This is a genomic window from Arthrobacter zhaoguopingii (genome assembly GCF_009828605.1).
In the GTDB taxonomy this organism is placed as follows: domain Bacteria; phylum Actinomycetota; class Actinomycetes; order Actinomycetales; family Micrococcaceae; genus Arthrobacter_D; species Arthrobacter_D zhaoguopingii.
Genome location: NZ_WIAE01000009.1, coordinates 94316 through 120152, shown reverse-complemented (window position 1 = coordinate 120152; position 25837 = coordinate 94316). Strand labels below are relative to the sequence as shown.

The following is a 25837-nucleotide window of genomic DNA, read 5'->3' as shown; positions in this document are numbered from 1 at the left end:
CTCGGGGCACACTGTAACAGAGCCCTGAGATCCGGCCTCCAGAGGCTACTTCCCCGGGAACCCAATGAGGAGGCACGCGTGAGTCCGAAGGGTGACGCCGGTAAGCTGAAAAGCCCGGCAGCGGCGGGCACTGGCATACCCTCGAGCGCCCAGGGCCTCCTGTTCACCGAAGATCTCCCCGTGCTCGACGAAGACGCCGGATACCGCGGCCCCACCGCGTGCAAGGCCGCCGGCATCACCTACCGCCAGCTCGACTACTGGGCCCGCACCGGACTCGTCGAACCGGCCGTCCGCGGAGCCTCAGGATCCGGCACGCAGCGGCTCTACGGTTTCCGCGACATCCTCGTCCTCAAGGTCGTCAAACGGCTCCTCGACACCGGGGTTTCACTCCAGCAGATCCGCACCGCCGTCGAACACCTGCGCGAACGCGGCGTTGAGGACCTCGCCCAGATCACGCTCATGAGCGACGGCGCCAGCGTCTACGAGTGCACCTCCGCCGACGAGGTCATCGACCTGGTCCAGGGCGGGCAGGGCGTCTTCGGCATCGCGGTCGGCCGGGTGTGGCGTGAGGTCGAAGGAAGCCTCGCCGCGCTCCCGAGCGAGCACGCGGCCGACCAGGATTTCCCTGACGACGAGCTCAGCAAGCGCCGCACGGCCCGCCGGATCGGCTAGGGCCGCCCCCGGCCTTCCTCGGCGAGCGGCCGGATTTACCGGCCTCCGCCGGGCTGCATCCTCTTCCCCTCACCCGCGCATCGGTGGGCTCGCGTTGACAGCGCCCTCCCCGTAGAGCATCAGACAGCGGGTATCGCCCTGTTCGAGGTGTTTTCCCGGGTCAGCCGTTTCCCGGAGAGGTGACGTAAGTCAGCGGCCTGACTCAGCGGTTGTTCTGCTTAGCGGTTGTTCTTTTTAGCCTGTGTTTGCTCCGCGGCGCGGTCAGCGGCGGGCGACGCGGCTGCGCAGGCGGCCGGCGCCCACCAGGGAGCGCAGCAGTTCGTCGAAGTATTCCGAGGCCTGCCGGGCCGACTCGCCGGGCCAGTGATGGACCGCGTGCGCCGCGCCCTGGATCTGCTGCCAGTTGGCCTGTTCGGCAATCGTGGGGCTGAGCAGCAGGTCATTGAACATCTGCTTCATCTCCGCCAGACGGAAGGTGTGCTCGTTCGAGGAGGAACGCACCCGGTTCGCCACGATCCCGGCGGTCTGCAGGCCCGGCGCGTACTCGGCCTTGAACAGTTCGATCGCGCGCATTGTGCGTTCGGTGCCAGCCACCGAAAACAGGCCCGGCTCGGCCACCAGCAGCACCCTGTTGCTCGCCGTCCAGGCCATCCGGGTGAGTCCGTTGAGCGAGGGCGGGCAGTCGATGAGGACCAGGCCGTAGCCGGTCACCCGGGAGAGCAGCGTAGAGAGGCGGCGCAGGTCGCGGCGCCCAAGGTCCGGGCGGTCGTAGATGCCCGAGAAGGCCGAGCCCATGGCGACGTCGAGGACCGGCTTCACGCCGGAGCCGGCCAGGTTCTGCTCGATCGCCGTCCCGACCCACCCACTGGGCACGGTGTTGGCCGCGAGGTCGGCGCGGCGGGCGTTCTTCAGGAGCCGGCCGATGTCCAGCTGCCCACCGGCGCGGACGCCGAGGCCCGTTGTCGCATCGGCATGCGGGTCAAGATCGACCACGAGGGTCGAGATGCCAGCTGCGAGTGCCGCCGATGCCAGCCCCAGGGTCACGGAGGTTTTCCCCACGCCGCCTTTGAGGCTGCTGATACTCACTACTTGCACTGGTTGGACCTCTACCTTAAATCGCGGGAATTCCGGCTGCGGGCACAGCGGCACTGATGCGCTTCCCTATTGTATGGTCCCGCGGGAGGTAATTCCGTCCGGCATGCCGCGCCGCGTCCTGCGGCCAGTATTCGGACGCAATTTGAGCGGGTGTGGTCAACCGACTGTAGGCTCGTGCTGAAACCACGCAATCCTTCCCCGCACGGCGTACCACCGAATTATCGGCACATTCCCCAGCATATTCATCGTAAATAAGCAGGAGCGGCATGTTCTCCAAGATTCTTGTAGCAAACCGCGGCGAAATCGCCATCAGGGCCTTCCGGGCAGGGCATGAGGCGGGAGCCAAGACCGTCGCCGTGTTCCCATACGAGGACCGCAACTCCATCCACCGGCAGAAGGCCGATGAGGCCTACCTGATCGGGGAGCAGGGCCACCCGGTGCGCGCCTACCTCGACGTCGCCGAGGTGGTGCGCGTCGCGAAGGAATCAGGATGCGACGCCATCTACCCCGGGTACGGTTTCCTCTCCGAGAACCCGGACCTCGCACGGGCCGCGGCCGAGGCGGGCATCACCTTCGTCGGGCCGCCCGCCGACGTGCTCGAACTCGCGGGCAACAAGGTCAAGGCCCTTGACGCCGCCCGGCAGGCCGGCATCCCGGTCCTGAAATCCTCGAGGCCGAGCGCGGACCTCGACGAATTGACCGCGGCGGCGGACGAAATCGGCTTCCCGGTCTTCGCCAAGGCAGTCGCCGGCGGCGGAGGACGCGGGATGCGCCGGGTTGACACCCGCGAGGCCCTCCCGGGAGCGCTTGAGGCGGCAATGCGCGAGGCCGAATCGGCCTTCGGCGATCCGACGATGTTCCTCGAGCAGGCGGTGCTGCGCCCCCGCCACATCGAGGTGCAGATCCTGGCGGATGCCGAGGGCAACGTGATGCACCTCTTCGAGCGCGATTGCTCCCTCCAGCGCCGCCACCAGAAGGTCATCGAGATCGCACCGGCGCCGAACCTCGACGACTCCATCCGCCAGGCGCTGTACCGCGACGCCGTCGCCTTCGCCAAGGCCCTGAAGTACGTCAACGCCGGTACGGTCGAATTCCTCGTCGACACCGTGGGTGAGCGCGCCGGCCAGCACGTGTTCATTGAGATGAACCCCCGCATCCAGGTCGAGCACACGGTGACCGAGGAGGTCACCGACGTCGACCTCGTCCAGTCCCAGCTGCGGATCGCGGCAGGGGAGACCCTGGCCGACCTCGGCCTGAGCCAGGAGACGGTCCAGCTCCGCGGGGCCGCCCTGCAGAGCCGGATCACCACCGAGGATCCGGCCAACGGGTTCCGCCCCGACGTCGGAAGGATCACCGCCTACCGTTCAGCCGGCGGCGCGGGCGTGCGCCTCGACGGCGGCACCGTGTACGCGGGCGCGGAGATCAGCCCGCACTTCGACTCCATGCTCGTAAAGCTGACCTGCCGGGGCAGGGACTACCCCACGGCGGTCACCCGTGCCCGCCGGGCGCTGGCGGAGTTCCGGGTGCGCGGGGTCTCAACGAACATCTCCTTCCTGCAGGCCGTGCTCGACGACCCTGACTTCATCTCCGGGAACGTTGCCACCTCCTTCATCGACGAACGCCCCGAGCTGCTCACCGCGAGGGTCCCGGCGGACCGGGGGACCAAGCTGCTGACCTGGCTGGCCGACGTCACGGTCAACAAGCCCAATGGAGAGCGCCCGGCCCACCTCGACCCGCGGGAAAAGCTGCCCACGGCGCCCGAGGGCGGGCAGGACCTGCCGCCCGGGTCCCGCCAGCTGCTGCAGGAGCTCGGCCCGGAGGGATTCGCCGCCCGGCTGCGCGCCCAGGAGGCCGTCGCCGTCACCGACACCACGTTCCGGGACGCCCACCAGTCACTGCTCGCCACCCGGGTGCGCACCCGCGACCTCGCGGCCGCCGGCGGGTCGGTCTCACGCCTGACCCCGCAGCTGCTGTCGGTTGAGGCCTGGGGCGGTGCCACCTACGACGTCGGCCTGCGCTTCCTCGGGGAGGATCCGTGGGACCGCCTCGATACGCTGCGGCGGGAGATTCCCAACATCTGCCTGCAGATGCTCCTGCGCGGGCGAAACACCGTCGGCTACACCCCGTACCCGGAGGCCGTGACCGAGGCCTTCGTCAAGGAGGCCGCCGCCTCGGGCATCGACATCTTCCGGATTTTCGACGCGCTCAACGACGTGTCCCAGATGGAACCGGCGATCCGCGCCGTCCGGGCCACCGGCACGGCGGTGGCCGAGGTGGCCCTGTGCTACACCGCGGACATGCTCGACCCGAAGGAAACCCTCTACACCCTCGAGTACTACCTGGGGCTGGCCGAGCGGATGGTCGCCGCAGGCGCGCACATCCTGGCCATCAAGGACATGGCGGGGCTGCTCCGTCCCGCCGCGGCCGCGAAGCTCGTGACCGCCCTCCGCGAGCGTTTCGACCTGCCGGTCCACCTCCACACCCACGACACCGCCGGCGGGCAGCTCGCGACGCTCCTTGCCGCCATCGACGCCGGGGTGGACGCCGTCGACACCGCCAGCGCCCCGCTGGCCGGCACCACCAGCCAGCCCTCCGCGTCGGCACTCGTGGCAGCGCTCGCCCACACTCCGCGGGATACGGGGATCGACCTTGACGCGGTCAGCTCCCTCGAACCCTACTGGGAGGCCGTGCGGCGGACGTACTCGCCGTTCGAGTCCGGGCTGCCGGGCCCGACCGGACGGGTGTACCGGCACGAGATCCCGGGCGGACAGCTGTCAAACCTCAAGCAGCAGGCCATCGCCCTGGGCCTCGGCGAACGCTTCGAGGCGATCGAGGACATGTACACCGCGGCGGACCGGATCCTCGGCCGGCTGGTCAAGGTCACCCCGTCCTCCAAGGTGGTCGGCGACCTGGCGCTCCAGCTGGTCGGCGCGAACGCCGACCCGGCCGACTTCCAGGAGAACCCGCAGAACTACGACATCCCCGACTCGGTGATCGGGTTCCTCAACGGCGAACTCGGCGACCCGCCGGGGGGCTGGCCCGAACCGTTCCGCTCCAAGGCGCTGCAGGGCCGGGCCGTGAAGCCGCGCATCGTTGACCTGGAGTCCGCCGACGAGCAGGCACTGGCCGGGGATTCCGCCCAGCGGCGGGCCACGCTGAACCGCCTGCTGTTCCCCGGGCCGGCCGCGGACTTCACCCGGACGCGGGAGACCTACGGCGACGTGTCGGTGCTGAACACTGCCGACTACCTGTACGGACTGCAGCAGGGCGGCGAGCACGTCATCGAGCTCGAGAAGGGCGTGAGGCTGATCGCGACCCTCGAGGCCGTCTCGGACGCCGATGAGAAGGGACTGCGCACGGTGATGTGCACCCTCAACGGCCAGATGCGGCCCGTTTCGGTGCGCGACCTCAGCGTCCAGAGCGACGTCAAGGCCGCGGAAAAGGCCGACCCGTCCAATGCCGGCCACATCGCGGCACCCTTCGCCGGCGCGGTCACGGTGACCGTTGCGGAGGGTGCGACGGTGAGCGCCGGTGACACCGTCGCCACCATCGAGGCGATGAAGATGGAAGCGAACATCACCACTCCGACGGCCGGCACCGTCCAGCGCATCACGGCCGACGGCGCCCAGCAGGTCCAGGGCGGAGACCTGCTCGTCGTCATCAGCCCCGCCTGAGCGTTCGGCCTCCGGACCGGGACGCGGCCCGTCCCGGTCCGGAGGCGCTGCGCTAGAGTTCATCGTTGATGCCCCGCGCCTCCCGGCGCGCCCGGCCCGTACCCAACCCCGTGAGGAACCATGGTCTCGAAATCCCCCTCAAGTCCCACACCACCCGACCCGGCACAACCGGACGCCGCCGCCGAGCCGGGGCAGGGCGCAGGGGAGGCAGAGGGATCCGGGACGGCGGCCAGGGGGACAGCCGGTCCGGCCCCGGCCGGCAAGACCAAGGCGAAGGCCTCGGACGCGGCGAAGGCATCAGACGTGGACACAGTTTCCGGCGCGGGATCATCGGCCCGCGGGGAAACCCCCGCCGGTACGGTCCCCGCCGCCGGCGCCGCAACCTCCACCGACGTGCCCTCCACCGGTGTGCCCTCCAGTGACGAGGGCCCCTCTGATGGGTTCCCTGCCTCGGGCCAGGATCCCGCCGTCGGAGCGCCCTCCCCGGGCGGGGCCCCGGCCGCGCCTCCGCAGTCCCCGGCCCTCCCGGCCGCGTCCGGGCAGGACGCCGGGCCCGGCGCCGAGCCGGGAAACGGAACGGATGCGCTGCCGGCGGTTCCGGAGGCCTCGACCGCTGCCCTGTGGAACGGCGGGGTGCAGGTCGGCCCGGTCCCGGTCATCCAGGCACCGCTGCCGCCCACGCTCATTCCGGAGATCGGGGCCACCTCCGCGCCGAACCTCCTCTCCATCCCGGTGTCCGCCGAGCCCACCGGGTGGCGCCCCAGCGGGTCCGCCGAGCCTTCCGCGGGGGAGCCGGCCGGCAGTGCCGCCCCAGGGACCAGAGATTCCGCCGCCGAGGAGCCGCCCAGCGCCCGCCGCGTGCGCGAAACCGGGCCGGAACCGGCGTCCGCCCTGACCGCCGACCGCCTGCTGACCGGCACCGAGCGGCCTCCCTCCGGCGGCTGGCGGCGCTGGCTCTACTCGGCGACGCTGGGTTACGTGAACCTCGGCGACTCCGACGCGGTGCGGATCCGCAGGGCGACCGAACACCGGATCGCCGTCCGCCTCGGCGGGCACACCCGCTATGTGCCGGTCCTCTCCCGCAAGGGAGGCGTCGGCAAGACCACCGTCACCACCCTCCTCGGCATGGCGCTCGCCGATATGCGCGAGGACCGCATCATCGCGATGGACGCCAACCCCGACCGGGGAACGCTGTCCGACCGTTCCCCGGGACGCGCCGACTTCACCGCCCGCCAGTTGGTGCAAAACCGGTTCATGGTCGACTCCTTCGCTCAGCTTGCCCACTACGTCACCCGCGACGGCTCCCGGCTGCACGTCCTGGCCTCGGACACCGACCCCGCGGTGGCGCAGGCCTTCGACGATGCCGACTACCGCGCCGTCACCGACATCCTCGGCCGGTACTACTCCATCGTGCTCACCGATTCCGGCACGGGAATGGTGCACTCGGTGATGAAGGGAACCCTCGAGAAGGCGGACACGGTGGTGCTCGTCTCCGGCGGAAGCGTCGACGAGGCGAGGCTTGCCTCGGAGACCCTGTCCTGGCTCGAGGCCCACGGCCGGCACGACCTGGTGGCCAAGGCCATCGTCGTGATCAATCTTTCCTCGGGCAACGGAACGCAGGTGAGGGTCGGGGAGATCGAGGAGCACTTCCTCTCCCGGGTCGGCACCGTGGTGCGCATCCCGTACGACCGGCATCTGGCCGAAGGCTCACGCATCGACCTGGCGAAGCTGCAGCCGGCCACCCGCAACGCGGTGATCGAACTGGCCGCGCTCGTCGTCGACGAACTGCACGACTGAGGCCTGCGGCCGCCGCCGGAAACTGACGCACGCACCGAAAACGACAAACGCACCCGATAATTCGGGTGCGTTCGTCGTTATGAGGTCCGCCGGTCGTTTTCGACGGCGCTCGGCTCCCTACACGCGGGGGGTGGCGTAGATCCCTTCGACGATGTCGGAGTAGTCGGTGAGGACCTGGGAGCGCTTGATCTTCAGGGACGGCGTGAGGTGGCCGCTGGTCTCCGTGAAGTCGGAGGGGACGATCCGGAACACCTTGATGGCCTCGGCCTGGGAGACCGTCTTGTTCGCCTCGTCGACAATGGTCTGGATCTCGGCCAGCACGGCCGGGTGGCTGACAGCCTCCTCCATGGTGGTGCCGGCCGGCAGCTGGTGGCGCTCGAGCCAGCCCGGCAGGGCCTCCTCGTCGAGGGTGATCAGTGCCGAGATGAACGGCCGCTGGTCGCCGACCACCACGCACTGCGACACGATGGCGTTGGCGCGGATGGTGTCCTCAAGCATCGCGGGCACCACGTTCTTGCCGCCGGCCGTGACGATGATTTCCTTTTTGCGGCCCGTGATGCTCAGGTACCCGTCGGCGTCGAGTTCGCCGATGTCACCGGTGCGGAACCAGCCGTCGATGAAGTTCTCCGCCGTGAGGTCCGGCCGGTTGAAGTAGCCCCGAAGCACCGCGACGCCCTTCGCGAGGATCTCGCCGTCGTCGGCGATCTTGACGGCGTTGCCCGGCAGCGGAGCGCCGACCGTGCCGATCTTGACCTTGCGCGGGGTGTTCACCGTGAGCGGCGCCGTGGTCTCGGTGAGCCCGTAGCCCTCAAGGACCAGCAGGCCGATGCCGTGGAAGAAGTGGCCCAGCCGGTCGCCCAGCGGCGCCCCGCCAGAGACGGCGTATTCGACCTTCCCGCCCATGGCAGCCCGGATCTTGCGGTAGAGCAGCCGGTCGAACAGGGCGTGCTTGGCGCGCAGCGCCAGCGGGACCTTCCCGGCCTGGTCGGCCTTCGACCAGGCGATGGCGACGTCGGCGCCGGCGTGGAAGATCTTGCCCTTGCCGCCGTCCTCGGCCTTGAGCATCGAGTTGTTATACACCTTCTCGAAGACCCGGGGCACGGCCAGGATGAAGCTTGGCTGGTAGCTCTGCAGGTCCGGCAGCAGGTTCTTGACGTCCGCCGTGTGGGCGACCGTCGCTCCGGCAGCGACGCACAGCACCGAGATGAACCGGGCGAAGACGTGCGCCAGCGGCAGGAACATGATGGTGCGCGCACCCTCGTGGGCGACCTCGGACAGCGCGGCGGCGGCGTTTTCGGAGAGCTCGACGAAGTTGGCGTGGGTAAGCTCGCACCCCTTGGGGCGCCCCGTGGTGCCGGATGTGTAGATGATGGTCGCGATGTCGTCGAGGTTCGCCAGCGACCGGCGGTCCGCGAGGGTCGAGTCCTCGACGAGGGTTCCCGCGGTCCGGAGGGTTTCGAGTCCGTTGCCGTCGAACTGCCACACGTGGGTCAGGGCGGTCGTGCTCTCGGAGGCGGCGGCTTCACGGACGACGTTCTCGTGCCGGGCCGACTCAACGAAGGCGGCCACGGCGCCCGAGTCGGAGAGGATCCACGCGACCTGTGCCGGCGAGGAGGTCTCGTAGACCGGAACCGGGACGGCGCCGGCGAACCAGATGGCGAAGTCGGCAAGGGCCCACTCGTAGCGGGTGCGGGCCATGATTGCCACCCGGTCACCCGGATTGACGTTCGAGGCGATCAGGCCCTTGGCGACGGCCTCGACCTGCTCGCGGAACTCGGTGGCGCGAATGTCCCGCCACTGGCCTGCTGCGTCCTGGACGGAGAACAGGGCCGGGTTCGACGCCTTTTCCGCCTGCCGCACCACGAGGTCGGTAGTGTTGCTGTTGCGGGGGACGTCCACTAGGACGGGAACGCTGATTTCGCGCACAATAGCTCCTTTGATATCGCCGACGACTACAGGCATTTTCATAGACTATAGGGTGCCGCAGTCCCCGTTACTGTCCAGTAATGTACGAATTGATAACGGTGGAGGAAAATGCGCACCGGCTCCCGCCGCGGGATCCTGAAGGAGGACGAGATGGCAGCTGGAGCGGAGCCGGCGTCGTCCTACCCGCGGCGCCGCGGCGCACCGCCCTGGGCGGCAGGGCAGCCGCGGTCGGTCCGCCGGGCCGGACTGCCCGGCCGGGCCGGACGCGCCGGGCTTCCCGCGGCCCGGCGCGGACTCGCCATCGGCATTGACGTCGGTGGGACCAAGGTCGCCGCGGGCGTCGTCGACGGCTCCGGACGCCTCCTCGCGCAGGCCCGCCGGTCCACACCGGGAAGCGATGCCCGCGAGGTGGAGGCCGTCATCGTCGACCTCGTGGCTGAACTGGGCCGGGGGCACCGGATCCGCTCGATCGGCATCGGCGCCGCCGGCTGGATGGACCTCTCGAACGGGACCGTGCTTTTCAGTCCCCACCTGGCGTGGCGCAACGAGCCGCTGCGCAGCAATCTCGAGGAACTGCTCCGGCGGCGCGTGACCGTTGTCAACGACGCCGACGCTGCCGCGTGGGCGGAATGGCGGTTCGGCGCCGGCCGCGGCGAGCCCCGGCTGGTGTGCGTGACGCTTGGGACCGGCATCGGCGGGGCCATGATCCTTGACGGGCGGGTGGAGCGCGGCCGTCACGGCGTGGCCGGGGAGTTCGGTCACCAGGTCATAGTGCCGGGCGGCCACCGCTGCGAGTGCGGCAACCGGGGCTGCTGGGAGCAGTACGCGTCGGGCAACGCGCTGGGCCGGGAGGCACGGGAGCTGGCGGCGGCGAACTCGCCCGTGGCGCAGTCGCTCCGAGCGGCAGTCGGTGGGGATGTCCAGGCTATCACCGGGGCGCTGGTGACGCGGCTTGCCCTCGACGGGGATCCTGCCTGCCAGGAGCTGGTCGAGGAGGTGGGGCAGTGGCTCGGGCTGGGACTTGCCAACCTCGCGGCGGCACTGGACCCGGGCACCTTCGTCATCGGCGGCGGACTGAGCGAGGCCGGCGGGCTCCTCCTCGGACCGGCCCGCCGGGCTTTCGCCCGCAACCTCACCGGGAGGGGTTTCCGGCCGGCCGCCGCCATCGAGGCGGCTGCCCTGGGACCGTCGGCCGGCCTGATCGGGGCGGCGGACCTTTCCCGCTCGCTGCCGCGCGGCCGCTAGGAAGCCTCCCGCGCCGGGGGGAGCAGGATCAGACCTCCGCGCCGTCGTCGTCGCGCTGACGCGGCAGGCGCAGCACCAGGAACGCCACGCCGGCCAGGAACCCGGCGAGTACACCCAGGGTCACCGCCGTCGGCGCGTCCCGCCAGAACATGGCGAAGAGCAGCAGGAGGACGGGCCCGCCCGCAGCGCCGAGCCAGGCCAGCACCACCAGGGGGTCTCCCATGCCGAGCGGAGGAGGTTCGGGGGGCTCGTATCCCGCCCCGCCGTCGAAGCCCTCGTCGTCCTCGGGTTCCTCGTAGTCCCTCGGGCCGGCCGGACGCAGCGGCTGGTTCCTGAAAATCGCCTCGACGCGGTCCCGGTCGCTGAGCTCCGGGTCGTCGGATGCCTCGGCCTCCGGGCCGCCGGGGGTGCTTTCCAACCGTGCCACGAGGTCCCGCCAGACGGCGTCGTCGGTGGACTCATTCGGCTCTCGGGGGGTCATACGCTGGTACCTGCGCTCACGTGCCTGATGAAGTCCGCGGACCGGTCAAAAATGAAGGGTGCATCATGGTCCATCGTGGCCACATGGTAGCTGTTCGTCAACCGGATAATCTCCAGGTCGGCGCTGCCCAGGTGCTGCCGCAGGACCTCGATGCTGGTTTCGGGAACCACCGGGTCGGTGTCTGACCGGAAGACGAGGGTCGGTGCCGTGACCCGTGGCAGCAGGGCCGTCGTATCGCGGAACAGCCCGGCCAGCTGGTGCACGGCGGCGACCGGAGTCCGCAGGTAGGCGCCCTCGTCCTGGCCCTCGAGCCGGATGCTGTTGCCGATCGCCGGAACCGAGCGCATCACGTACTTAAGGAACCCCGCGTACCGGGCGCGCGGATCCCCGAAGGTCAGTCCGGGATTGACGACGACCACCCCCGCGACGTCGTGCTGGGCGGCAAGGCGCAGCGCCAGCGCACCTCCCATCGAGAGCCCGGCGGCGACAATCCTGTCGGTGTTTCGTGCCAGGTCCTCGTAGGCCTGCTCGTACTCGCCGTACCAGGCCCGCCAGGGCGTGCGCGCCAGCTCCTCCCAGGAGGTGCCGTGCCCGGGCAGCAGCGGCAGCCGCACCGAGAACCCCTGCCCCGAAAGGTGTTCCGCCCACGCCCGGACGCTCGCCGGCGAACTGGTGAATCCATGGCTGAGCAGCACGCCGGTCCGGCCCGCCTCTCCGGTGCCGTCGTGGGAGAAGGCAACCGCCCCGGGAATCGATGTCATGGGTCAATGGTCGCACCCGTTCACCGCGCCGTACCAGCCGGCGGGATCCTTAGAGTAATGTCACAAAAGGAAAAAGCGTGCCGTCCGGCGGGAGCCGGACGGTCCCTGCAGGGAAGGCTGGCAGCGTGTTCTATTGGGTCATGAAGAGGATCATCGTCGGTCCGATTCTGAGAGTGCTCTTCCGGCCCTGGGTCAAGGGCCTCGACAACATTCCCGCGGAGGGGCCGGCCGTCCTCGTCAGCAACCACCTTTCCTTTTCGGACTCGATCTTCCTCCCCGTGGCGGCGCCCCGGCCCGTGGTGTTCCTGGCCAAATCGGAGTACTTCAACGGCAAGGGCCTCAAGGGCAGGCTGACGGCCATGTTCTTCCGGCTCTCGAACCAGCTGCCGATGGACCGCTCCGGCGGCGCCGCGTCCTCCTCCTCGCTGACGGCCGGCATGGACATCCTCAACGGCGGAGGCCTCCTGGGCATCTACCCCGAGGGCACCCGCAGCCCCGACGGACGCCTCTACCGCGGTAAGACCGGCGTCGCCAAGCTGGTCCTGGCCACGGGGGTTCCCGTCATTCCCGTCGCCATGATCGGCACCGACAAGGTCCAGCCCATCGGGCGGCGGATCCCGAACATCCGCAGGGTCGGCATCATCGTGGGGGAGCCCCTCGACTTCAGTCGGTACGAGGGCATGGCCGATGACCGGTTCATCCAGCGCTCGGTCACCGACGAGATCATGTACGAACTGATGCGCCTTTCGGGTCAGGAGTACGTCGACGCCTACGCCAGCAGCGTCAAGGAAAAGCTGGCAGCGGAGAAAGCCGCCGGCAGGAAGCACCACCGCCCCGGTGCCGACACCCGCAGGGCCGCGGTGCGGATGCCGCCGCCGGAGGTTCCGCAGGCACCGGCACCGGCACCGGGGGCCGTGACCGAAGTGGGCAAGGCCCAGCCGCCCAAGGGGCGGAAGAAGGACACCGCCTGAGGTGTTTTTCCGGCCCGCCGGCGGGGTGGTGGGCTTGATGTGGCCTATGTGACACAGCCGGGCGGCTACGTGACGGGCGGCGACGAACCGCGGTGTCGAAGCCATTAGGCTTGAGGGGTGACCGATACTGCAGCCTCAGCGTTATTGCCTCCTTTTCCGCTCCCCGCCGCCGGTACAGCAGGGCTCGACCACTGGCGGAGCCTTCCCATTTCGCAGCAGCCCCAGTGGCAGGACCCCGCGGTCCACACCTCCTCCATCAAGGAACTCTCGTCGCTTCCGCCGCTGGTGTTCGCCGGTGAAGTGGATGTCCTGAGGGAACGGCTGGCCGCGGCGGCCCAGGGCAAGGCATTCCTGCTCCAGGGCGGCGACTGCGCCGAAACCTTCGAGGGCGCGACCGCCGACCGGATCAGCGCCCGGGTCAAGACGATCCTCCAGATGGCCGTCGTCCTCACCTATGGTGCGTCCCTGCCGGTGATCAAGATGGGCCGGATGGCCGGCCAGTTCGCCAAACCCCGTTCCTCAAACGACGAGACCCGCGACGGCGTCACCCTCCCTGCCTACCGCGGCGACATGGTCAACGGCTACGATTTCACCCCCGAAAGCCGCGGCCACGACGCCTCCCGCATGGTCAAGGCGTACCACACCTCGGCCTCCACCCTGAACCTGATCCGGGCGTTCACCCAGGGCGGGTTCGCCGACCTGCGCCTGGTGCACCACTGGAACAAGGGCTTCACCGCCAATCCGGCGCACTCACGCTACGAGTCGCTCGCCCGGGAGATCGATCGGGCGGTGCGCTTCATGGACGCCTGCGGCGCCGACTTCGAAGCGCTGAAGCGCGTCGAGTTCTTCGCCAGCCACGAGGCGCTCCTCCTGGACTACGAGCGGGCGCTCACCCGCATCGACTCGCGCACCAATCTGCCCTACGACACCTCGGCGCACTTCCTCTGGATCGGGGAGCGTACCCGCGACCTCGACGGCGCCCATGTCGACTTCCTCTCCCGGGTCCGCAATCCCATCGGGGTGAAGCTTGGCCCCACCACCTCCGGTGACGACGCGCTCGCCCTCATCGACAAGCTCGATCCCAACCGCGAGCCCGGCCGCCTGACGTTCATCACCCGGATGGGTGCCCGGAACATCCGCGAGAAGCTGCCGCAGCTCGTCGCGAAGGTTACGGCCTCCGGCGCACAGGTTCTGTGGGTGACCGACCCGATGCACGGGAACACTGTGACCTCGCCGAACGGGTACAAAACCCGGAACTTCGACGATGTCATGGACGAGGTCCGTGGATTCTTCGAGGTCCACAAGGCCCTCGGGACGTTCCCCGGTGGGCTGCATGTCGAGATGACCGGCGACGACGTCGCCGAGTGCCTCGGCGGGGCTGACCCGGTGGACCAGGAATCCTTCCTCGAGCGCTACGAATCCGTGTGCGACCCGCGGCTCAATCACATGCAGTCGCTCGAGATGGCCTTCCTCGTGGCCGGGGCGCTCTCCAAGAACTGATCCGCTTCGCAGCCGGACGCCGCGGGGCTGGGCAGCCCGGCCCCCACGGGAACGCCGGCACCGGGCTGGCTGATCCCCAGCAGCCAGCCCGCGGACGCGGCCAGGAAGGCCAGCAGGACCAGCAGCAGGACCAGCACGGCCTGCCACTGCGCCGCGCGCCGGGTGCGCAGCCGCTTGACCGGCCGCTGCGCGGCGCGTGCCTGTTTGCGCTGCTGGGACCGGCCCACCTTGGGGGCGGGCTGCGCCGAATGCGGAGGCTGGGACTGCGGCGGATGGACCTGCGCGGGATGAGGCTGGGCGCGGGGCTGGACGGCAGGAGGCGGAGCGGCGCTCCGCTGGACCGCCTCGCCGAGGACGCGGGTGGCGTTGTCCCTGCCCGGACCGGCCGGCCGGACCTGGGGCTCCGGCGGAAAGATCCGGGTCGTGGCGTTCGGGCTGCCCGAATGGGCCGGCAGGACCACCGTTGGCGAGTCCGCCGGTCCGGGCGGAAGCGCGGTCGCCCCCGAGCGCCCTTCACCGAACACTTCGGTGGGATTGGCTGCGTGGATGCCGGTGCCGATTACTTCGGTGGGGCTGCCGATGCCCATTCCATCGATGGGGCTGCCGATCACTTCAGTGGGGCTGCCTGCGGGGGCGCCCAGCACCATGGTCGTACCGCCGCCCTCCGGCATCCCGCCGGTCCCCGGTGAGCCGGCGTTTCCGGCTCCGCGGTCGACGCGCCCCACCGGCGACGGCGGGCAGTAATCGAGGTCGGCGCCCGTGAGCGTCGTGCGGACATGGCGGAGTTCGCCGAGCAGGGCGGTGCCGTCGACGGGCCGGTCCTCGGGATCCCGCGAGGTGCACCACTGCACCAGTTCGTCGATGTCCTCGGCCAGCCCCGGCAGGAACTCCGATGCCGCCGGTACATGCTCGTAGGCGTGCTGGAAGGCGATCTGGACCGGGGCATCGCCGGTGAAGGGCTGCCGCCCCGTCAGGAGTTCAAAGAGCATGATGCCCGCGGAGTAGATGTCGCTGCGGGCGTCGGCCGGCGAGCCGGTGACAAGTTCGGGCGGGAGGTAGGCCGCGGTGCCGACAAGCGTGGCGGTGCCGGTGGTTGCGGTGACGGCGCGCGCGAGCCCGAAGTCGGCGATCTTGATCTGCCCGCTGCTGGACAGGAGCACATTTTCCGGCTTGACGTCGCGGTGCACCAGCCCCGCCTCATGGGCGGCGGCGAGGCCCTCGATGACGGGGTCGATCAGGGCGAGGGCCAGCCGCGGGGTGAGCCGTCCGCGTTCGCGGATCAGATCCCGAAGCGTGCGTCCGGGAACGTACTCCATCACGAGATAGGCGGTGCTGCGTTCGGCCGTCTCGTCGACGCCCTGGTCAAGGACACCCACAACGTGCGGGTGGGAGAGGCGGGCGGCCGATTTCGCTTCCTGCTCGAACCGGTCCAGGAAGGTGCGGTCTTCGGCGAGGTGCGTGAACAGGACCTTCAACGCAACCCTGCGGTCCAGCCTGCGGTCGAGGGCGAGGTAGACCGTGGACATTCCTCCGCGCGCGATGCGCGACTCGACGAGGTAGCGCCCATCGACAAGTTCGCCGATCAGGGGGTCGTTCAGCCGTTGGTGCACCTATTGATACTAAGTCCTGGCTGCGGTGGAGGGCAGGATCAACACCCGGCCCCGCCCTCCACCGTTCCTACCGGAAGTTCTTCTGGTGGGCCTTGATGGCGGCGACGTAGTTCTTGGTGTCGCTGAACATTCCATGGGTCTTCACGGAATACGCGCCCTGGTAGTAGGACGCGATCGCGATGTCCTGCGAGGGGCTCGTGGCGAGCAGCGAGCGGATGATCGCCACGCCGGCCGTCACGTTGTCCTGCGGGTTGAGGAGGTTGAGCTTGCGCCCGACCAGGTCGCTGGCCCACTGGCCGGACATCGGGATGACCTGCATGGTGCCGATGGCGTTGGCCGGGGAGACCGCGCGCTGGTTGAAGCCCGATTCCTGGTAGGCGAAGGCCATGGCGAGGCTGGGATCGACGCCCATCGACCGTGCGGTGTTTGCCACGATCGTACGCATCTCGGCCGAGCTCGGGACCGGCAGCGAGTTGAGGATCTGCTTGTTGCGGTTCGCGTCCGCGACGACCGCCTGGGGGTAGGTGACCCCAAGGAAGGTCGAGGGGACGAGGTTGGTCGGGGGCGGTGTCGTGGGGGAGCCGCCGTTGCCGGTGGGAATCGTGAGCTTCTTGCCCGGGTAGATCACCGTCGACGCCTGCAGGTTGTTCGCCTGGAGCAGCGCGGCAAGGCTCACACCGTGGCGGGCCGCGATGGCGCCCAAAGTGTCTCCGGCCTTGATCGTGTAGCTTCCCGCCGGGGCGGCGGGCGCGGTGGGCGCGGACGGTGCGGTCGGCGCAGACGGAGCCGCAGGGGCTGCCGGCTTCCCACCGAGGACCAGCTTCTGGCCCGGGTAGATGACCGAACTCATCGAAAGGTTGTTGGCCTTGAGTACGCTGTCGAGGCTGACGCCGTGGCGTGAGGCGATGGCGCCGAGGGTGTCTCCGGGCTTGACGACGTAGCTGCCGGCCGGAGCGGCCGGGGCGGCGGGAGCGGGCTTGGCCGGGGCCGGAGCCGACGGCTTGACGGCGGCCTGTCCGCCCAGGGCGAGTTTCTGGCCCGGGTAGATGATCGAGGTCATCGAGAGGTTGTTGGCCTTGAGCACGCTGTCGAGGCTGACGCCGTGGCGTGAGGCGATCGCGCCGAGGGTGTCACCGGGCTTGACGACATAGCTGCCCGTGGTCTGGGCGCGGACCGCCGCAGGAGCGGCGGGTGCAGGGGATGATCCGGCCACCAGCCGGATCTTCTGTCCCGGGTAGATCACCGTGGCGGCGCTCATCCGGTTGAGCTTGAGCAGGGCGCCGAGCTCGATTCCGTGCTTGCGGGCGATGGCGCCCATGGTCTCGCCGGCCTTGATCGTGTAGGCCGCCGGCGTTGTCACGGCTGGAACCTTCAGGGCGGGAACCCGGGCGGCGACCTCGGCGGCCGGAATGAGGGTGCGGGCAGGGGAGGCCTGCACGGTAGGCACGTGTTGCCGCACCGAGGTGGCAGGGGAGGGCTGGTGGGCGGCTGCCGATTCCGCCAGAGCCACCGAGGACAGGATGACGGCCGGGATGGCGGCCGTGGACACGGCCAGGTTCCGCCGCCGGGAGGAGGAGGTGCCTGCGGCGGCGCGCCGGGAGGCTCCGCTCAGGGGTGTAGACGGTGGCTGGGCAGTCATGGGCATTTCCTCATCTATGGGCGGCCGGAGCCGCACGGTCGTCGGACCACCGGGAGCAATCGTTCTCCTGTCCCGGCAAGCCAAGGTGTAAGTGTTAAGCAATGGGTCTTCTGTGACTCCAGTTACATGTGTGACTGTAGTGAATGTACACGATGGTGGGCGTATCACAACAGGTGGGAACTCCACATCAGGAGCCCGTACGGCGTGTCGGTTCCCCTGCAGGCGGCGTGTAGAGCGTGTGTGCCGGGTCGTGGCACCCTTAGAAGGTGACTGAAATCGAAGAACTTGTGCCCCACTGGAGAAATCTCCCGGAGGTCGCCGAACTGCTTGGCGTCCCCATCACGAAGGTCCATGCGCTGCTCGATGAGCGCGCACTGGTCGCCCTGAGGATCACCGACCGAAAGATCCGGAGCGTCCCCGAGGAATTCCTTGTCGACGGGGCGGTCCTCGACAGCCTCAAGGGCACCGTCGTGGTCCTCTCGGACTCCGGGTTCGGGGATGAGGACATCATCCGCTGGCTCTACACCGAGGACGACTCGCTGCCGGGCCGTCCTATCGACGCCCTCCGCGGAGGCCGCAAGACCGAGATTCGGCGCCGGGCGCAGGCTGCGGCCTGGTAGCCAGAGCAGGGTAGAGGGTGGCTGGTGGACAGCCGTCCTTCGGGCGCCCGCCGGCGCCCACGTCGTGCGCAGGCGGGTCCGCCCGGCGTGTGGACGATTTAGAAGGTCCGGGTCACTGCCGCTTCCGCCAGGAGGCCCAGGGCAACCGCCGACACCTCATCGGTCCCAAGGCCGCCAAGGGCGGCGAAGGCTTCGGCCGAGCGGTCCTGGATCAGCTTTTCGGTATCCCGCAGGGCCCCGCTGGCGGTAATGAGCTCGCGCAGCCGGGAGACTCCTTCGTCGTCCAGGGCCGGATCGCCCAGCAGCGAGTTGAGCACGCCCTGATCATGCGGGCTGCTGCCGGCCAGGGTGCGGGCCACGAGGTAGGTACGCTTGCCTTCCCGGAGGTCGTCTCCGGCGGGCTTCCCGGTCACCGCCGGGTCGCCGAAGACCCCGAGGACGTCGTCGCGCAGCTGGAAGGCCTCGCCGAGCGGCAGCGCAAACGCTGAGAACCGCGCCAGCGTGGCCGCGTCCGCGCCCGCCAGCGCGCCACCGAGCATCACCGGGCGCTCGATCGAGTATTTCGCCGACTTGTACCGGAGGATGTTGAGGGCGCGATCGGCCGCGGTGGCCGGCGGCAGGTCCGGACCCACGGCCTCCTCCAGGAGATCGAGGTACTGGCCGGCCATCACCTCGGTACGCATCCGGTTGAAGATGGCCCGGGCGGAGGACGCCCCGGCCCCGACGCACGCCCCGGTGAACAGCTCTTCGCTGAAAGCGAGGCACAGATCTCCGGCGAGGATCGCCGACGACGTGCCGAAGCGGTCGGCGTCGAGGTGCCACCCGGCGTCCAGGTGCTGCTGCCTGAACTGCCGGTGGATGCTGGGGGCCCCGCGGCGCGTCTCCGACCGGTCGATGACGTCGTCGTGCATGAGCGCCGCGGCCTGAAAGAACTCAAGCGCCGCTCCCGCCCGTGCCACCGGCTGCAGGTCGCCCGTTCCGCCGGCAGCACGCCAGCCCCAGAAGCAGAGAAGGGCGCGGATCCGTTTCCCCCCGGAAGTCAGCCCGCGGATGGCGGACAGCAGTGACAGCGACTCGGGGGAGATCTCCGCGAGGAGTTCCTCCTGCGCTGCGAGGAACGCTCCGGTCTCCTCGGACATGGACGAGAGGAAGGCGCCCTGGTCCCGGCGGACCGAGTCAGTGAGGCGGTTGTCCGGGTCGGCGGGTCGGGTGGCGGACTGCATGAATTCCCCGTACGGCTAGGCAGGCGTGAACGGATCCAACTCTAAACCCCCTCGGCCGGGGCCCCCAGCCGGGTCCGGGCCCGGCCTGCGGTGTCGGGGACCTCGGATACGATGGCTCCGTGGTGAACGGGACTCGGGACCAGCTGCCGGTAGGCGCGGAGTGCACCATCCTGCACATCGACATGGACGCCTTCTATGTATCGGTCGAACTGATGAACCGGCCCGAACTCCGGGGCGTGCCGGTCATCGTCGGCAGCCCGTCGGGCCGCTCGGTCGTCCTCTCCGCCTCCTACGAAGCCCGCCGGTTCGGCGTCCGCTCAGCCATGCCGATGGCCGTGGCGATGCGGCGCTGCCCGGTGGCGGTGGTCCTTGAGCCCCACCACGACCGCTATGCGGAGGTGTCGGCGGCGGTGATGGCAATCTTCCGATCGGTCACCCCGCTGGTTGAACAGCTCAGCGTCGATGAGGCCTTCCTCGATGTCGCCGGAGCCACGCGCCGGCTGGGGCATCCCCGGGAGATCGGGGAGCAGATCCGCGCGGAGATCAGCAGGAGCCTCGGCATCACGGCGAGCGTGGGGGCCGCCACCACCAAATTCGTCGCGAAGATCGCCTCGACCCAGTCCAAACCCGATGGACTCCTGCTGGTGCCAGGCAGCGACACCGTCGCCTTCCTCCACGCCCAGCCGGTCTCCGTGCTGTGGGGAGTGGGTGCCAAGACCCAGGAGACCCTTGCCCGCCTGGGCATCCGGACGGTGGAGGACCTCGCCTCCACTCCGGTTTCGGCGCTCACCAAGCTCCTCGGCACCTCCGGCCGGCACGTCCACGAACTGGCCTGGGGCAGGGATCCACGGAAGGTTGTCGTCTCCCGCGCCGAGAAGAGCATCGGGGCGGAGGAGACCTTCGCGCAGGATGTCACCGACACCGCCGTCCTGCACCGGGAACTCCTGCGGCTCGCCCACCGGACCGCCACCCGGCTGCGCGCGGCGGGCCTGTCGGCGCAGGGCGTCTCCCTCAAGCTCCGCTATGCCGACTTCTCAACCCTGACCCGATCGAAAAAGCTGGCCGAGCCCGTCGACAGCGCTCACGCGATCTACGGCGCAGCGACGGCCCTGCTGACCGCGCTCGGTGAGCGTCCACTGGCCGTGCGGCTGATCGGGCTGCGGGCCGACCAGCTTGGATCCGGGGGAGCAGGGGCGCACCAACTGACGATCGACAGGCAGGATGACAACTGGCGGACGGCCGAGGTTGCCCTTGATGCGGTGAACCGGAAATTCGGCGCCGCCGGCGTGCGGCCGGCGGGTCTGCTGGGCCCTCCGGCGCCCCGGACGGCCCGGGGCGGAAATACGCCCGGTAACGCTACATTGTGACTTTCAAGTTACCGTGGTGAGAACTACTCTTGGTGTAGGTCAATCGATCTCCGGCACCCGCGCCACGCAGCCCCCACGGCCGCGCGGCGCAGACCGGAACGGCGGGCCCAGCCGGGAACCATCCCGGGGCCGGACTCGTTGGTTGGATGAAGGAACGTTGGCACTTACATCAAGGAGGCCGTGATGGCACTCTCGGAACACGAGCAGAGGTTGCTCGACCAGCTCGAACAGCAGCTTCACGCCGACGATCCGAAATTCGCACACTCGATGGCGTCAAGTACACGCCGGTCGATGTCAACCCGAAGGCTCGTTATCGGCTCGCTTGTCACCATCGCCGGAATCCTGGTCCTCCTTGCGGGCATCGGATCCCAGCTCATCGTGGTGGGGGTGGCCGGCTTCATCGTGATGGGCGCCGGCGTCTACTTCGCGACGACGAAGGCCAAGACCGTCGAGACAGGGCACACCGCGGGGATTCCCTCCAAACCTGCCTCCGCCGGCAGGAGCGGCTTCATGAGCAGCCTCGAAGATAAGTGGGAGGAGCGGAAGCGGGATCAACCCTGATCCCGCCGTTGACGGCCCGCCCCCGGTGAGCGGACCAGCCCCGAACTGAACTTTCCGAAAGACCCGCAGCTGCGGGTCTTTCGTGGTTTAAGGCCCCGGCCGGCGTGCGTCCGGGGGCCGCCCCCCGAAGCTTTCCTGCCTTCCGCCCCTCCCCGCCAGGGTGCTGCGGCGCTTTCATATGCGTACCAAAAATGCTTCCGGCGCGCCTGAAATAAAAGTGGAGGGACTGGTGGTGTCGGTGGATTGACTGTGGAGCGTTGTGGAGTAAAGTGGGGAATATAAGAGCGAATCGGTAACGAACCGGCCTTCGCCCGAGTCAGAACAGGCGGTGGGGGATGTTCCTCGGGACCCATACCCCCCGTCTCGATGAGAAGGGCAGGTTGATCCTGCCGGCGAAGTTCCGGGAGGAACTTTCGTCCGGTTTGGTGTTGACCAGGGGGCAGGAACGTTGCATTTACGTTTTTAGCCAGAGCGAATTCGAAAAGGTTCACGAGCAAATGAGGTCGGCTCCGATTTCTTCCCGTCAGGCACGGGATTACATTCGGGTTTTCCTCTCCGGGGCTTCGGATGAAGTACCGGATAAGCAGGGCCGGATAACCATTCCGCCGGCGCTTCGCTCGTATGCCGGATTGGACCGAGAGCTCGCAGTGATCGGCGCGGGAAGCCGGGCCGAGATCTGGGACGCGGAAGCCTGGAACAGCTATCTGGAAGAGAAGGAAACAGCCTTCTCCGAAACGGATGATGAGGGACTGCCGGGAATCTTCTAGGCGGCACCGGCGACCCTGCCGGAACCACCGAAAAGACCAGACCGCCCGGTCCGGAACAACTGCACAAAACCATTGCGGCGTGAATTTCTTGGATGAGATCTCCAGCCGCCGGACGCCCTGAATCACCTGGCTTCACTTCCCCGGAGCCAGGCGGACGGACGGCCGGCCGGATGGGGATCTGATTCAAGGACACCTCCCGACGCGTGGACCATTCGTACCAACCGACCGCACCAACACCGCTTAAGTGGTGCGGGTGGACAGCCACACTCAGGAAGGAGTCAGTGCATGAGCGATGAGCGCCCGACCGGCGATCGGCACATCCCGGTTCTGCGCGAACGCTCCGTCACCCTCCTGGCTCCCGCAGTCGAGGCCGCCGCCGCGGCAGGCCGCCGGCCCGTCATCGTCGATGCGACCCTCGGCATGGGCGGCCACTCCGAAACCATGCTCGAGGCCTTCCCGACGGCGCACCTCGTCGGCATCGACCGCGACCCCCAGGCCCTGAGCCTCGCCGGTGCCCGCCTCAGCCGGTTCGAGGATCGGCTCGACCTCGTCCACGCCGTCTACGACGAGATCGGTGAGGCCCTTGCCGATCTCGGGATTCCTGGAGTCGACGCCGTCCTCTTCGACCTCGGCGTCTCCTCGCTGCAGCTCGACGAACGCGAGCGGGGATTCGCCTACTCCTACGACGCGCCGCTCGACATGCGGATGGACACCAGCCGGGGGCCCACCGCCGCCACGATCGTCAACACCTACTCCCGCGAGGACCTCCTGCGGATCATCCGCTCCTGGGGCGAGGAGAAGTTCGCCGGACGGATCTCCTCCGCCATCGTCGAGGCACGCGCCGCCGCTCCCATCACGACCACGGGCCGCCTCGTCGAAGTCATCCGCTCGGTCGTGCCGGCCTCGGCCGCCCGCACCGGCGGCCATCCCGCGAAGCGCACCTTCCAGGCGCTGCGGATCGAGGTCAATGAAGAGCTGACAGTGCTCGAACGGGCCGTGCCGGCCGCGATTGATGCGCTGAATGTCGATGGCCGGATCGTCGCGCTGTCCTACCACTCCCTCGAGGACCGGATCGTGAAGAGCGCCTTCGCGGCCGGAAGCAAGTCTTCGGCTCCGGTCGGGTTCCCTGTGGAACTCGAGGAGCACAAGCCATATCTCCGACTTCTCACCCGGGGCACCGAGGCTCCGACGGAACAGGAGATACAGGAAAACCCCAGGGCGGCGTCGGCGAAGCTCAGGGCTGTCGAAAAAATCACACGAGGTCCCAAGGACAGGAAAACATCATGAGCCAGGCATTGAGTGCGCACACCCGGCCACCCGCGACTTCCGGCAGCAGCGCCCTTGCCTCTCATCCCGTCCGCCGTGGAAGGCCCTCGCCCGAAACGCCCCAGCGTCCCCGGACACCGCTCTCGGTGGTTCCGGCGCGCGCCTCGCGCCGCCGCGTGCCCTTCGCCGTGTTCAGCTGCGCACTGCTGGTCGCCGCGCTGGTGGCCGTGCTGATCCTTAACATCTCCGTCTCGAGCACCCAGTACGAGCTGGTCCAGCTGCGCGGGCAGCAGGTGGCGCTGAGCCAGGAGAACGAAGCCCTCGTCCAGCGGCTCGAAGACCGCGGCGCGCCGCAGAACCTGGCGGCCGCGGCGACCAAGCTCGGCATGGTGTCCTCCCCGACGTTCGGCTCCATCGACCTTGAGATTGGAAAGGTCACCGGCACCCCCGAGCCGGCCAAGGAGGGCAGCGCCCCCGAGGCGCTCATTGCCGCACCCGAGGTCGTCACGGCCCAGGACGCCCCTGTTCCCGCCCCGCGCGCGGCACCGGAGGCCGCCGCGGAGCCGCAGCCCGCCCCGGCACCCGCCGAGGCCGCGCCCGCCCCGGCACCCGCCGAGGCCGCGCCCGCCCCGGCGCCGGCCGACGCCGCCGAAGGGCAGGCCGCCGAGGAGCCCGCGCCCCGCGGCGCGGCCGTGGAGCTGCCGGAGCAGGCACGCAGTGCGCCCGGGCAGGGTGCGGCACCCGAGCGCCCCGCCGGCGGCACCATCCCCGGCCCTGCACAGCTCCCCAGCTCCCGCTAGCAACCCCGGCCCCGCCGGGCCACCGCCTTCGCCCAGAAACTCCCCGCGATCACCAAGGACCCCACGTGGCACACCCCAACCCCGGCAGCCAGGACGCCCTCCGCGTAGCGCTCGGATCACGGCGTCTGCGCGTCGGGCTTGCCTTCGTCCTGGTCCTGCTGCTGGTCCTCGGCGTCCGGCTGTTCCAGCTACAGGCCCTCGACCTGAACGGGCTGGCCCAGGCTGGGCTTTCCAAGCGGCTCACCACCACTGCGGTGCAGCCGGTGCGTGGGTCCATCGTTGACTCCAACGGGAAGTACTTCGCCCGCAGCGTCGAACGCTTCGACATCGTCGTCGACCAGCGCCTCAGCGGCGGCGAAACCTTCGACCGGTACAACGAGGAGCTGGGTGAGCGGGAGCTCGACCTGCCGATCGAGCAGGGCTTCCAGGAACTCTCCGCCGTGCTCGGCATCGACGCGGAAACCCTGCGCGCCTCCATCCAGGGGGACAAGAGCTTCAACTACGTGGCCCGCACCGTCACCCCCGAGGTCAAGAACCGCGCCCTGGCCGTCGGCCTGCCGGGCGTGTACGCGGACAAGACGAGCGTGCGCACCTACCCGGCCGGCTCGGTGGCCGGGTCGATCATCGGCTATGTCGGCCCGGACGGGGAGCCCCGCGAGGGCCTCGAGCTGTCCCTGACCGACAAGCTGACAGGCAAGGCCGGCAGCAAGACCTACGAGATCGGCGGCGACGGGATCCGCATCCCCTACGCCACCAATGAGGACGTGCCCGCCAAGGACGGCCAGTCCGTGCGGCTGACCATCGACCAGGACCTCCAGTGGTTCGCCCAGCAGACCATCGCCTCGCAGGTGAAGGACTACAACGCCGAGTGGGGCAATATCGTCGTCGTCGAGGCCAAGACCGGGGCCATCAAGGCCCTCGCCGAATCGACGACGCCGGACCCGAACAACCCCGGGGCCACCCCGCCGGAATTCCGCAGCCCGCTGTCGGTGACCGCGGCCTTCGAACCCGGCTCGACCACCAAGCTGATCACCCTCGCCGCCGGCCTCGAGGAAGGCATCATCGAGCCGACCACCCGGTTCGAGATCCCCCCGCTGTACACCGTGGGGAACCAGACGTTCAAGGACGCCTACGCGCACGGCGAGGAGCTCCGCACGGTGGCCGGCATCTTCGCCAAGTCGCTCAACACGGGCACCGTCAAGATCGGCGAGCAGCTCACCAAGCAGCAGCGCTACGACTGGCTGAAGAAGTTCGGGATCGGCGAGGAGCTGAACACGGGGCTCAACGGCGAAACCCGCGGGCTCCTGCCCCAGCCGGAAACCTGGGACGACCGCCAGCAGTACACGGTCCTCTTCGGGCAGGGTCTGGCCCAGACCGCCCTCCACACCGCCATGGTGTTCCAGACGGTCGCCAATGACGGCGTCCGGCTCCCGCCCCGCCTGATCGACGCCTACATCGACCCGGATGGCACCGAGCACAAGGTGCCCCAGGGCGATGGCACCGAAGTCGTCTCGGAACCGACGGCCAAAAAGCTGCAGAAGCTCCTTGAGACGGTCACGGTCGAAGGCTCGGGCAAGTCCGGCGCCCTCGAGCAGTACCGGGTCGGTTCGAAGACCGGCACGGCCGAAGCGCCCGGGCCCAACGGCGGATACGACGGCTACACTCTGTCGTATGCCGGGATCGCCCCGATCGAGGACCCCGAATATGTTGTGGTGGTGACCCTGCAGCGACCGCAGGGCGACCTCTACTACCTGGTGCCGGGCGAGTCGTTCCAAAAGGTGATGAAGCAGGTCCTCAACGCATCGAACGTTCCACCGTCGGCGGGTAAGCCCGAGGCTTACCCCGTCGAGTACTGATCCGAA

At 69.1% G+C, this 25837-nt stretch carries 20 protein-coding genes; 13 read left to right on the top strand and 7 right to left on the bottom strand.

The annotated features are described in order from the left end of the window. Positions 1-78: 78 nt before the first annotated feature. Positions 79-672 carry a MerR family transcriptional regulator gene (locus GVV77_RS13080; protein WP_120169733.1) on the top strand — a complete coding sequence of 198 codons (594 nt, stop codon included), beginning with the start codon at positions 79-81 and terminating at the stop codon, positions 670-672. Positions 673-933: 261 nt separating this feature from the next. Here GVV77_RS13080 and GVV77_RS13075 read toward each other — a convergent pair whose 3' ends face one another. Further along, positions 934-1767 (bottom strand): ParA family protein, encoded by an 834-nt coding sequence (locus GVV77_RS13075; RefSeq protein ID WP_159619028.1) that lies wholly within the window; start codon positions 1765-1767, stop codon positions 934-936. A 266-nt stretch (positions 1768-2033) separates the two neighbouring features. Here GVV77_RS13075 and GVV77_RS13070 point away from each other — a divergent pair, with 266 nt between their 5' ends. Both GVV77_RS13070 and GVV77_RS18505 read left to right on the top strand, forming a co-directional pair. Next, a complete protein-coding gene (locus tag GVV77_RS13070) occupies positions 2034-5441 on the top strand; it encodes a pyruvate carboxylase (RefSeq protein ID WP_159619026.1) in 3408 nt (1135 codons plus the stop codon). Positions 5442-5561: 120 nt separating this feature from the next. After that, positions 5562-7238 (top strand): nucleotide-binding protein, encoded by a 1677-nt coding sequence (locus tag GVV77_RS18505; RefSeq protein WP_159619024.1) that lies wholly within the window; start codon positions 5562-5564, stop codon positions 7236-7238. A gap of 117 nt (positions 7239-7355) precedes the next feature. Here the strand turns inward: GVV77_RS18505 and GVV77_RS13060 are convergent, their stop codons facing one another. Continuing rightward, the gene (locus tag GVV77_RS13060) at positions 7356-9200 is read right to left on the bottom strand and encodes an AMP-dependent synthetase/ligase (protein WP_246199806.1); all 1845 of its coding nucleotides are present in this window, start codon (positions 9198-9200) and stop codon (positions 7356-7358) included. Positions 9201-9314: 114 nt separating this feature from the next. Between GVV77_RS13060 and GVV77_RS13055 the strand changes: the two genes are divergently transcribed. Next, complete coding sequence (locus tag GVV77_RS13055; RefSeq protein ID WP_159619022.1) at positions 9315-10409, top strand: ROK family glucokinase; 1095 nt, start codon at positions 9315-9317, stop codon at positions 10407-10409. A gap of 28 nt (positions 10410-10437) precedes the next feature. On the opposite strand, the gene GVV77_RS13050 is transcribed toward GVV77_RS13055, so the two are convergent. Both GVV77_RS13050 and GVV77_RS13045 read right to left on the bottom strand, forming a co-directional pair. After that, positions 10438-10890: a hypothetical protein gene (locus tag GVV77_RS13050; RefSeq protein ID WP_159619020.1), complete on the bottom strand. Its 453-nt coding sequence runs from the start codon at positions 10888-10890 to the stop codon at positions 10438-10440. Then, positions 10887-11651: an alpha/beta hydrolase gene (locus GVV77_RS13045; RefSeq protein ID WP_159619019.1), complete on the bottom strand. Its 765-nt coding sequence runs from the start codon at positions 11649-11651 to the stop codon at positions 10887-10889. The genes GVV77_RS13050 and GVV77_RS13045 overlap by 4 nt, the downstream gene beginning before the upstream one ends. A gap of 125 nt (positions 11652-11776) precedes the next feature. On the opposite strand from GVV77_RS13045, the gene GVV77_RS13040 reads away from it, so the two are divergent. Together GVV77_RS13040 and GVV77_RS13035 are read left to right on the top strand one after the other, a co-directional pair. After that, positions 11777-12622, top strand: coding sequence for a lysophospholipid acyltransferase family protein (locus tag GVV77_RS13040; protein WP_159619018.1), 846 nt, complete (start codon positions 11777-11779; stop codon positions 12620-12622). 117 nt (positions 12623-12739) lie between these two features. After that, positions 12740-14122, top strand: coding sequence for a class II 3-deoxy-7-phosphoheptulonate synthase (locus GVV77_RS13035; protein ID WP_425483365.1), 1383 nt, complete (start codon positions 12740-12742; stop codon positions 14120-14122). Here the strand turns inward: GVV77_RS13035 and GVV77_RS13030 are convergent. Beyond that, the gene (locus GVV77_RS13030) at positions 14065-15732 is read right to left on the bottom strand and encodes a protein kinase domain-containing protein (RefSeq protein ID WP_201293234.1); all 1668 of its coding nucleotides are present in this window, start codon (positions 15730-15732) and stop codon (positions 14065-14067) included. The two genes, GVV77_RS13035 and GVV77_RS13030, sit on opposite strands and share 58 nt — an antisense overlap. Before the next feature lie 67 nt (positions 15733-15799). Further along, entirely contained in the window at positions 15800-17371 is a 1572-nt protein-coding gene (locus GVV77_RS13025; RefSeq protein ID WP_159619017.1) for a lytic transglycosylase domain-containing protein, read from the bottom strand. 266 nt (positions 17372-17637) lie between these two features. Between GVV77_RS13025 and GVV77_RS13020 the strand changes: the two genes are divergently transcribed. Beyond that, positions 17638-17991, top strand: a complete 354-nt coding sequence (locus GVV77_RS13020) for an Rv2175c family DNA-binding protein (RefSeq protein ID WP_159619016.1) — start codon at positions 17638-17640, stop codon at positions 17989-17991. A 98-nt stretch (positions 17992-18089) separates the two neighbouring features. On the opposite strand, the gene GVV77_RS13015 is transcribed toward GVV77_RS13020, so the two are convergent. Continuing rightward, positions 18090-19214, bottom strand: a complete 1125-nt coding sequence (locus GVV77_RS13015; protein ID WP_159619015.1) for a polyprenyl synthetase family protein — start codon at positions 19212-19214, stop codon at positions 18090-18092. A gap of 119 nt (positions 19215-19333) precedes the next feature. Between GVV77_RS13015 and dinB the strand changes: the two genes are divergently transcribed. The 6 genes from dinB to GVV77_RS12985 all read left to right on the top strand — a co-directional run bounded on the left by dinB (position 19334) and on the right by GVV77_RS12985 (position 25831). Further along, positions 19334-20581, top strand: coding sequence for a DNA polymerase IV (gene dinB, locus GVV77_RS13010; protein WP_281350594.1), 1248 nt, complete (start codon positions 19334-19336; stop codon positions 20579-20581). Positions 20582-20764: 183 nt separating this feature from the next. Next, positions 20765-21142 carry a DUF3040 domain-containing protein gene (locus GVV77_RS13005; RefSeq protein WP_159619014.1) on the top strand — a complete coding sequence of 126 codons (378 nt, stop codon included), beginning with the start codon at positions 20765-20767 and terminating at the stop codon, positions 21140-21142. Positions 21143-21477: 335 nt separating this feature from the next. Further along, positions 21478-21909, top strand: coding sequence for a division/cell wall cluster transcriptional repressor MraZ (gene mraZ / locus GVV77_RS13000; protein ID WP_133404868.1), 432 nt, complete (start codon positions 21478-21480; stop codon positions 21907-21909). A gap of 285 nt (positions 21910-22194) precedes the next feature. Beyond that, positions 22195-23196 carry a 16S rRNA (cytosine(1402)-N(4))-methyltransferase RsmH gene (gene rsmH / locus GVV77_RS12995; RefSeq protein ID WP_159619013.1) on the top strand — a complete coding sequence of 334 codons (1002 nt, stop codon included), beginning with the start codon at positions 22195-22197 and terminating at the stop codon, positions 23194-23196. Continuing rightward, on the top strand, positions 23193-23975 hold the full coding sequence (ftsL, locus tag GVV77_RS12990) for a cell division protein FtsL (protein WP_201291458.1): 783 nt from the start codon (positions 23193-23195) through the stop codon (positions 23973-23975). Before rsmH ends, ftsL begins: the two co-directional genes overlap by 4 nt. A 65-nt stretch (positions 23976-24040) precedes the next feature. Further along, on the top strand, positions 24041-25831 hold the full coding sequence (locus GVV77_RS12985; protein ID WP_159619012.1) for a peptidoglycan D,D-transpeptidase FtsI family protein: 1791 nt from the start codon (positions 24041-24043) through the stop codon (positions 25829-25831). Positions 25832-25837: the final 6 nt, after the last annotated feature.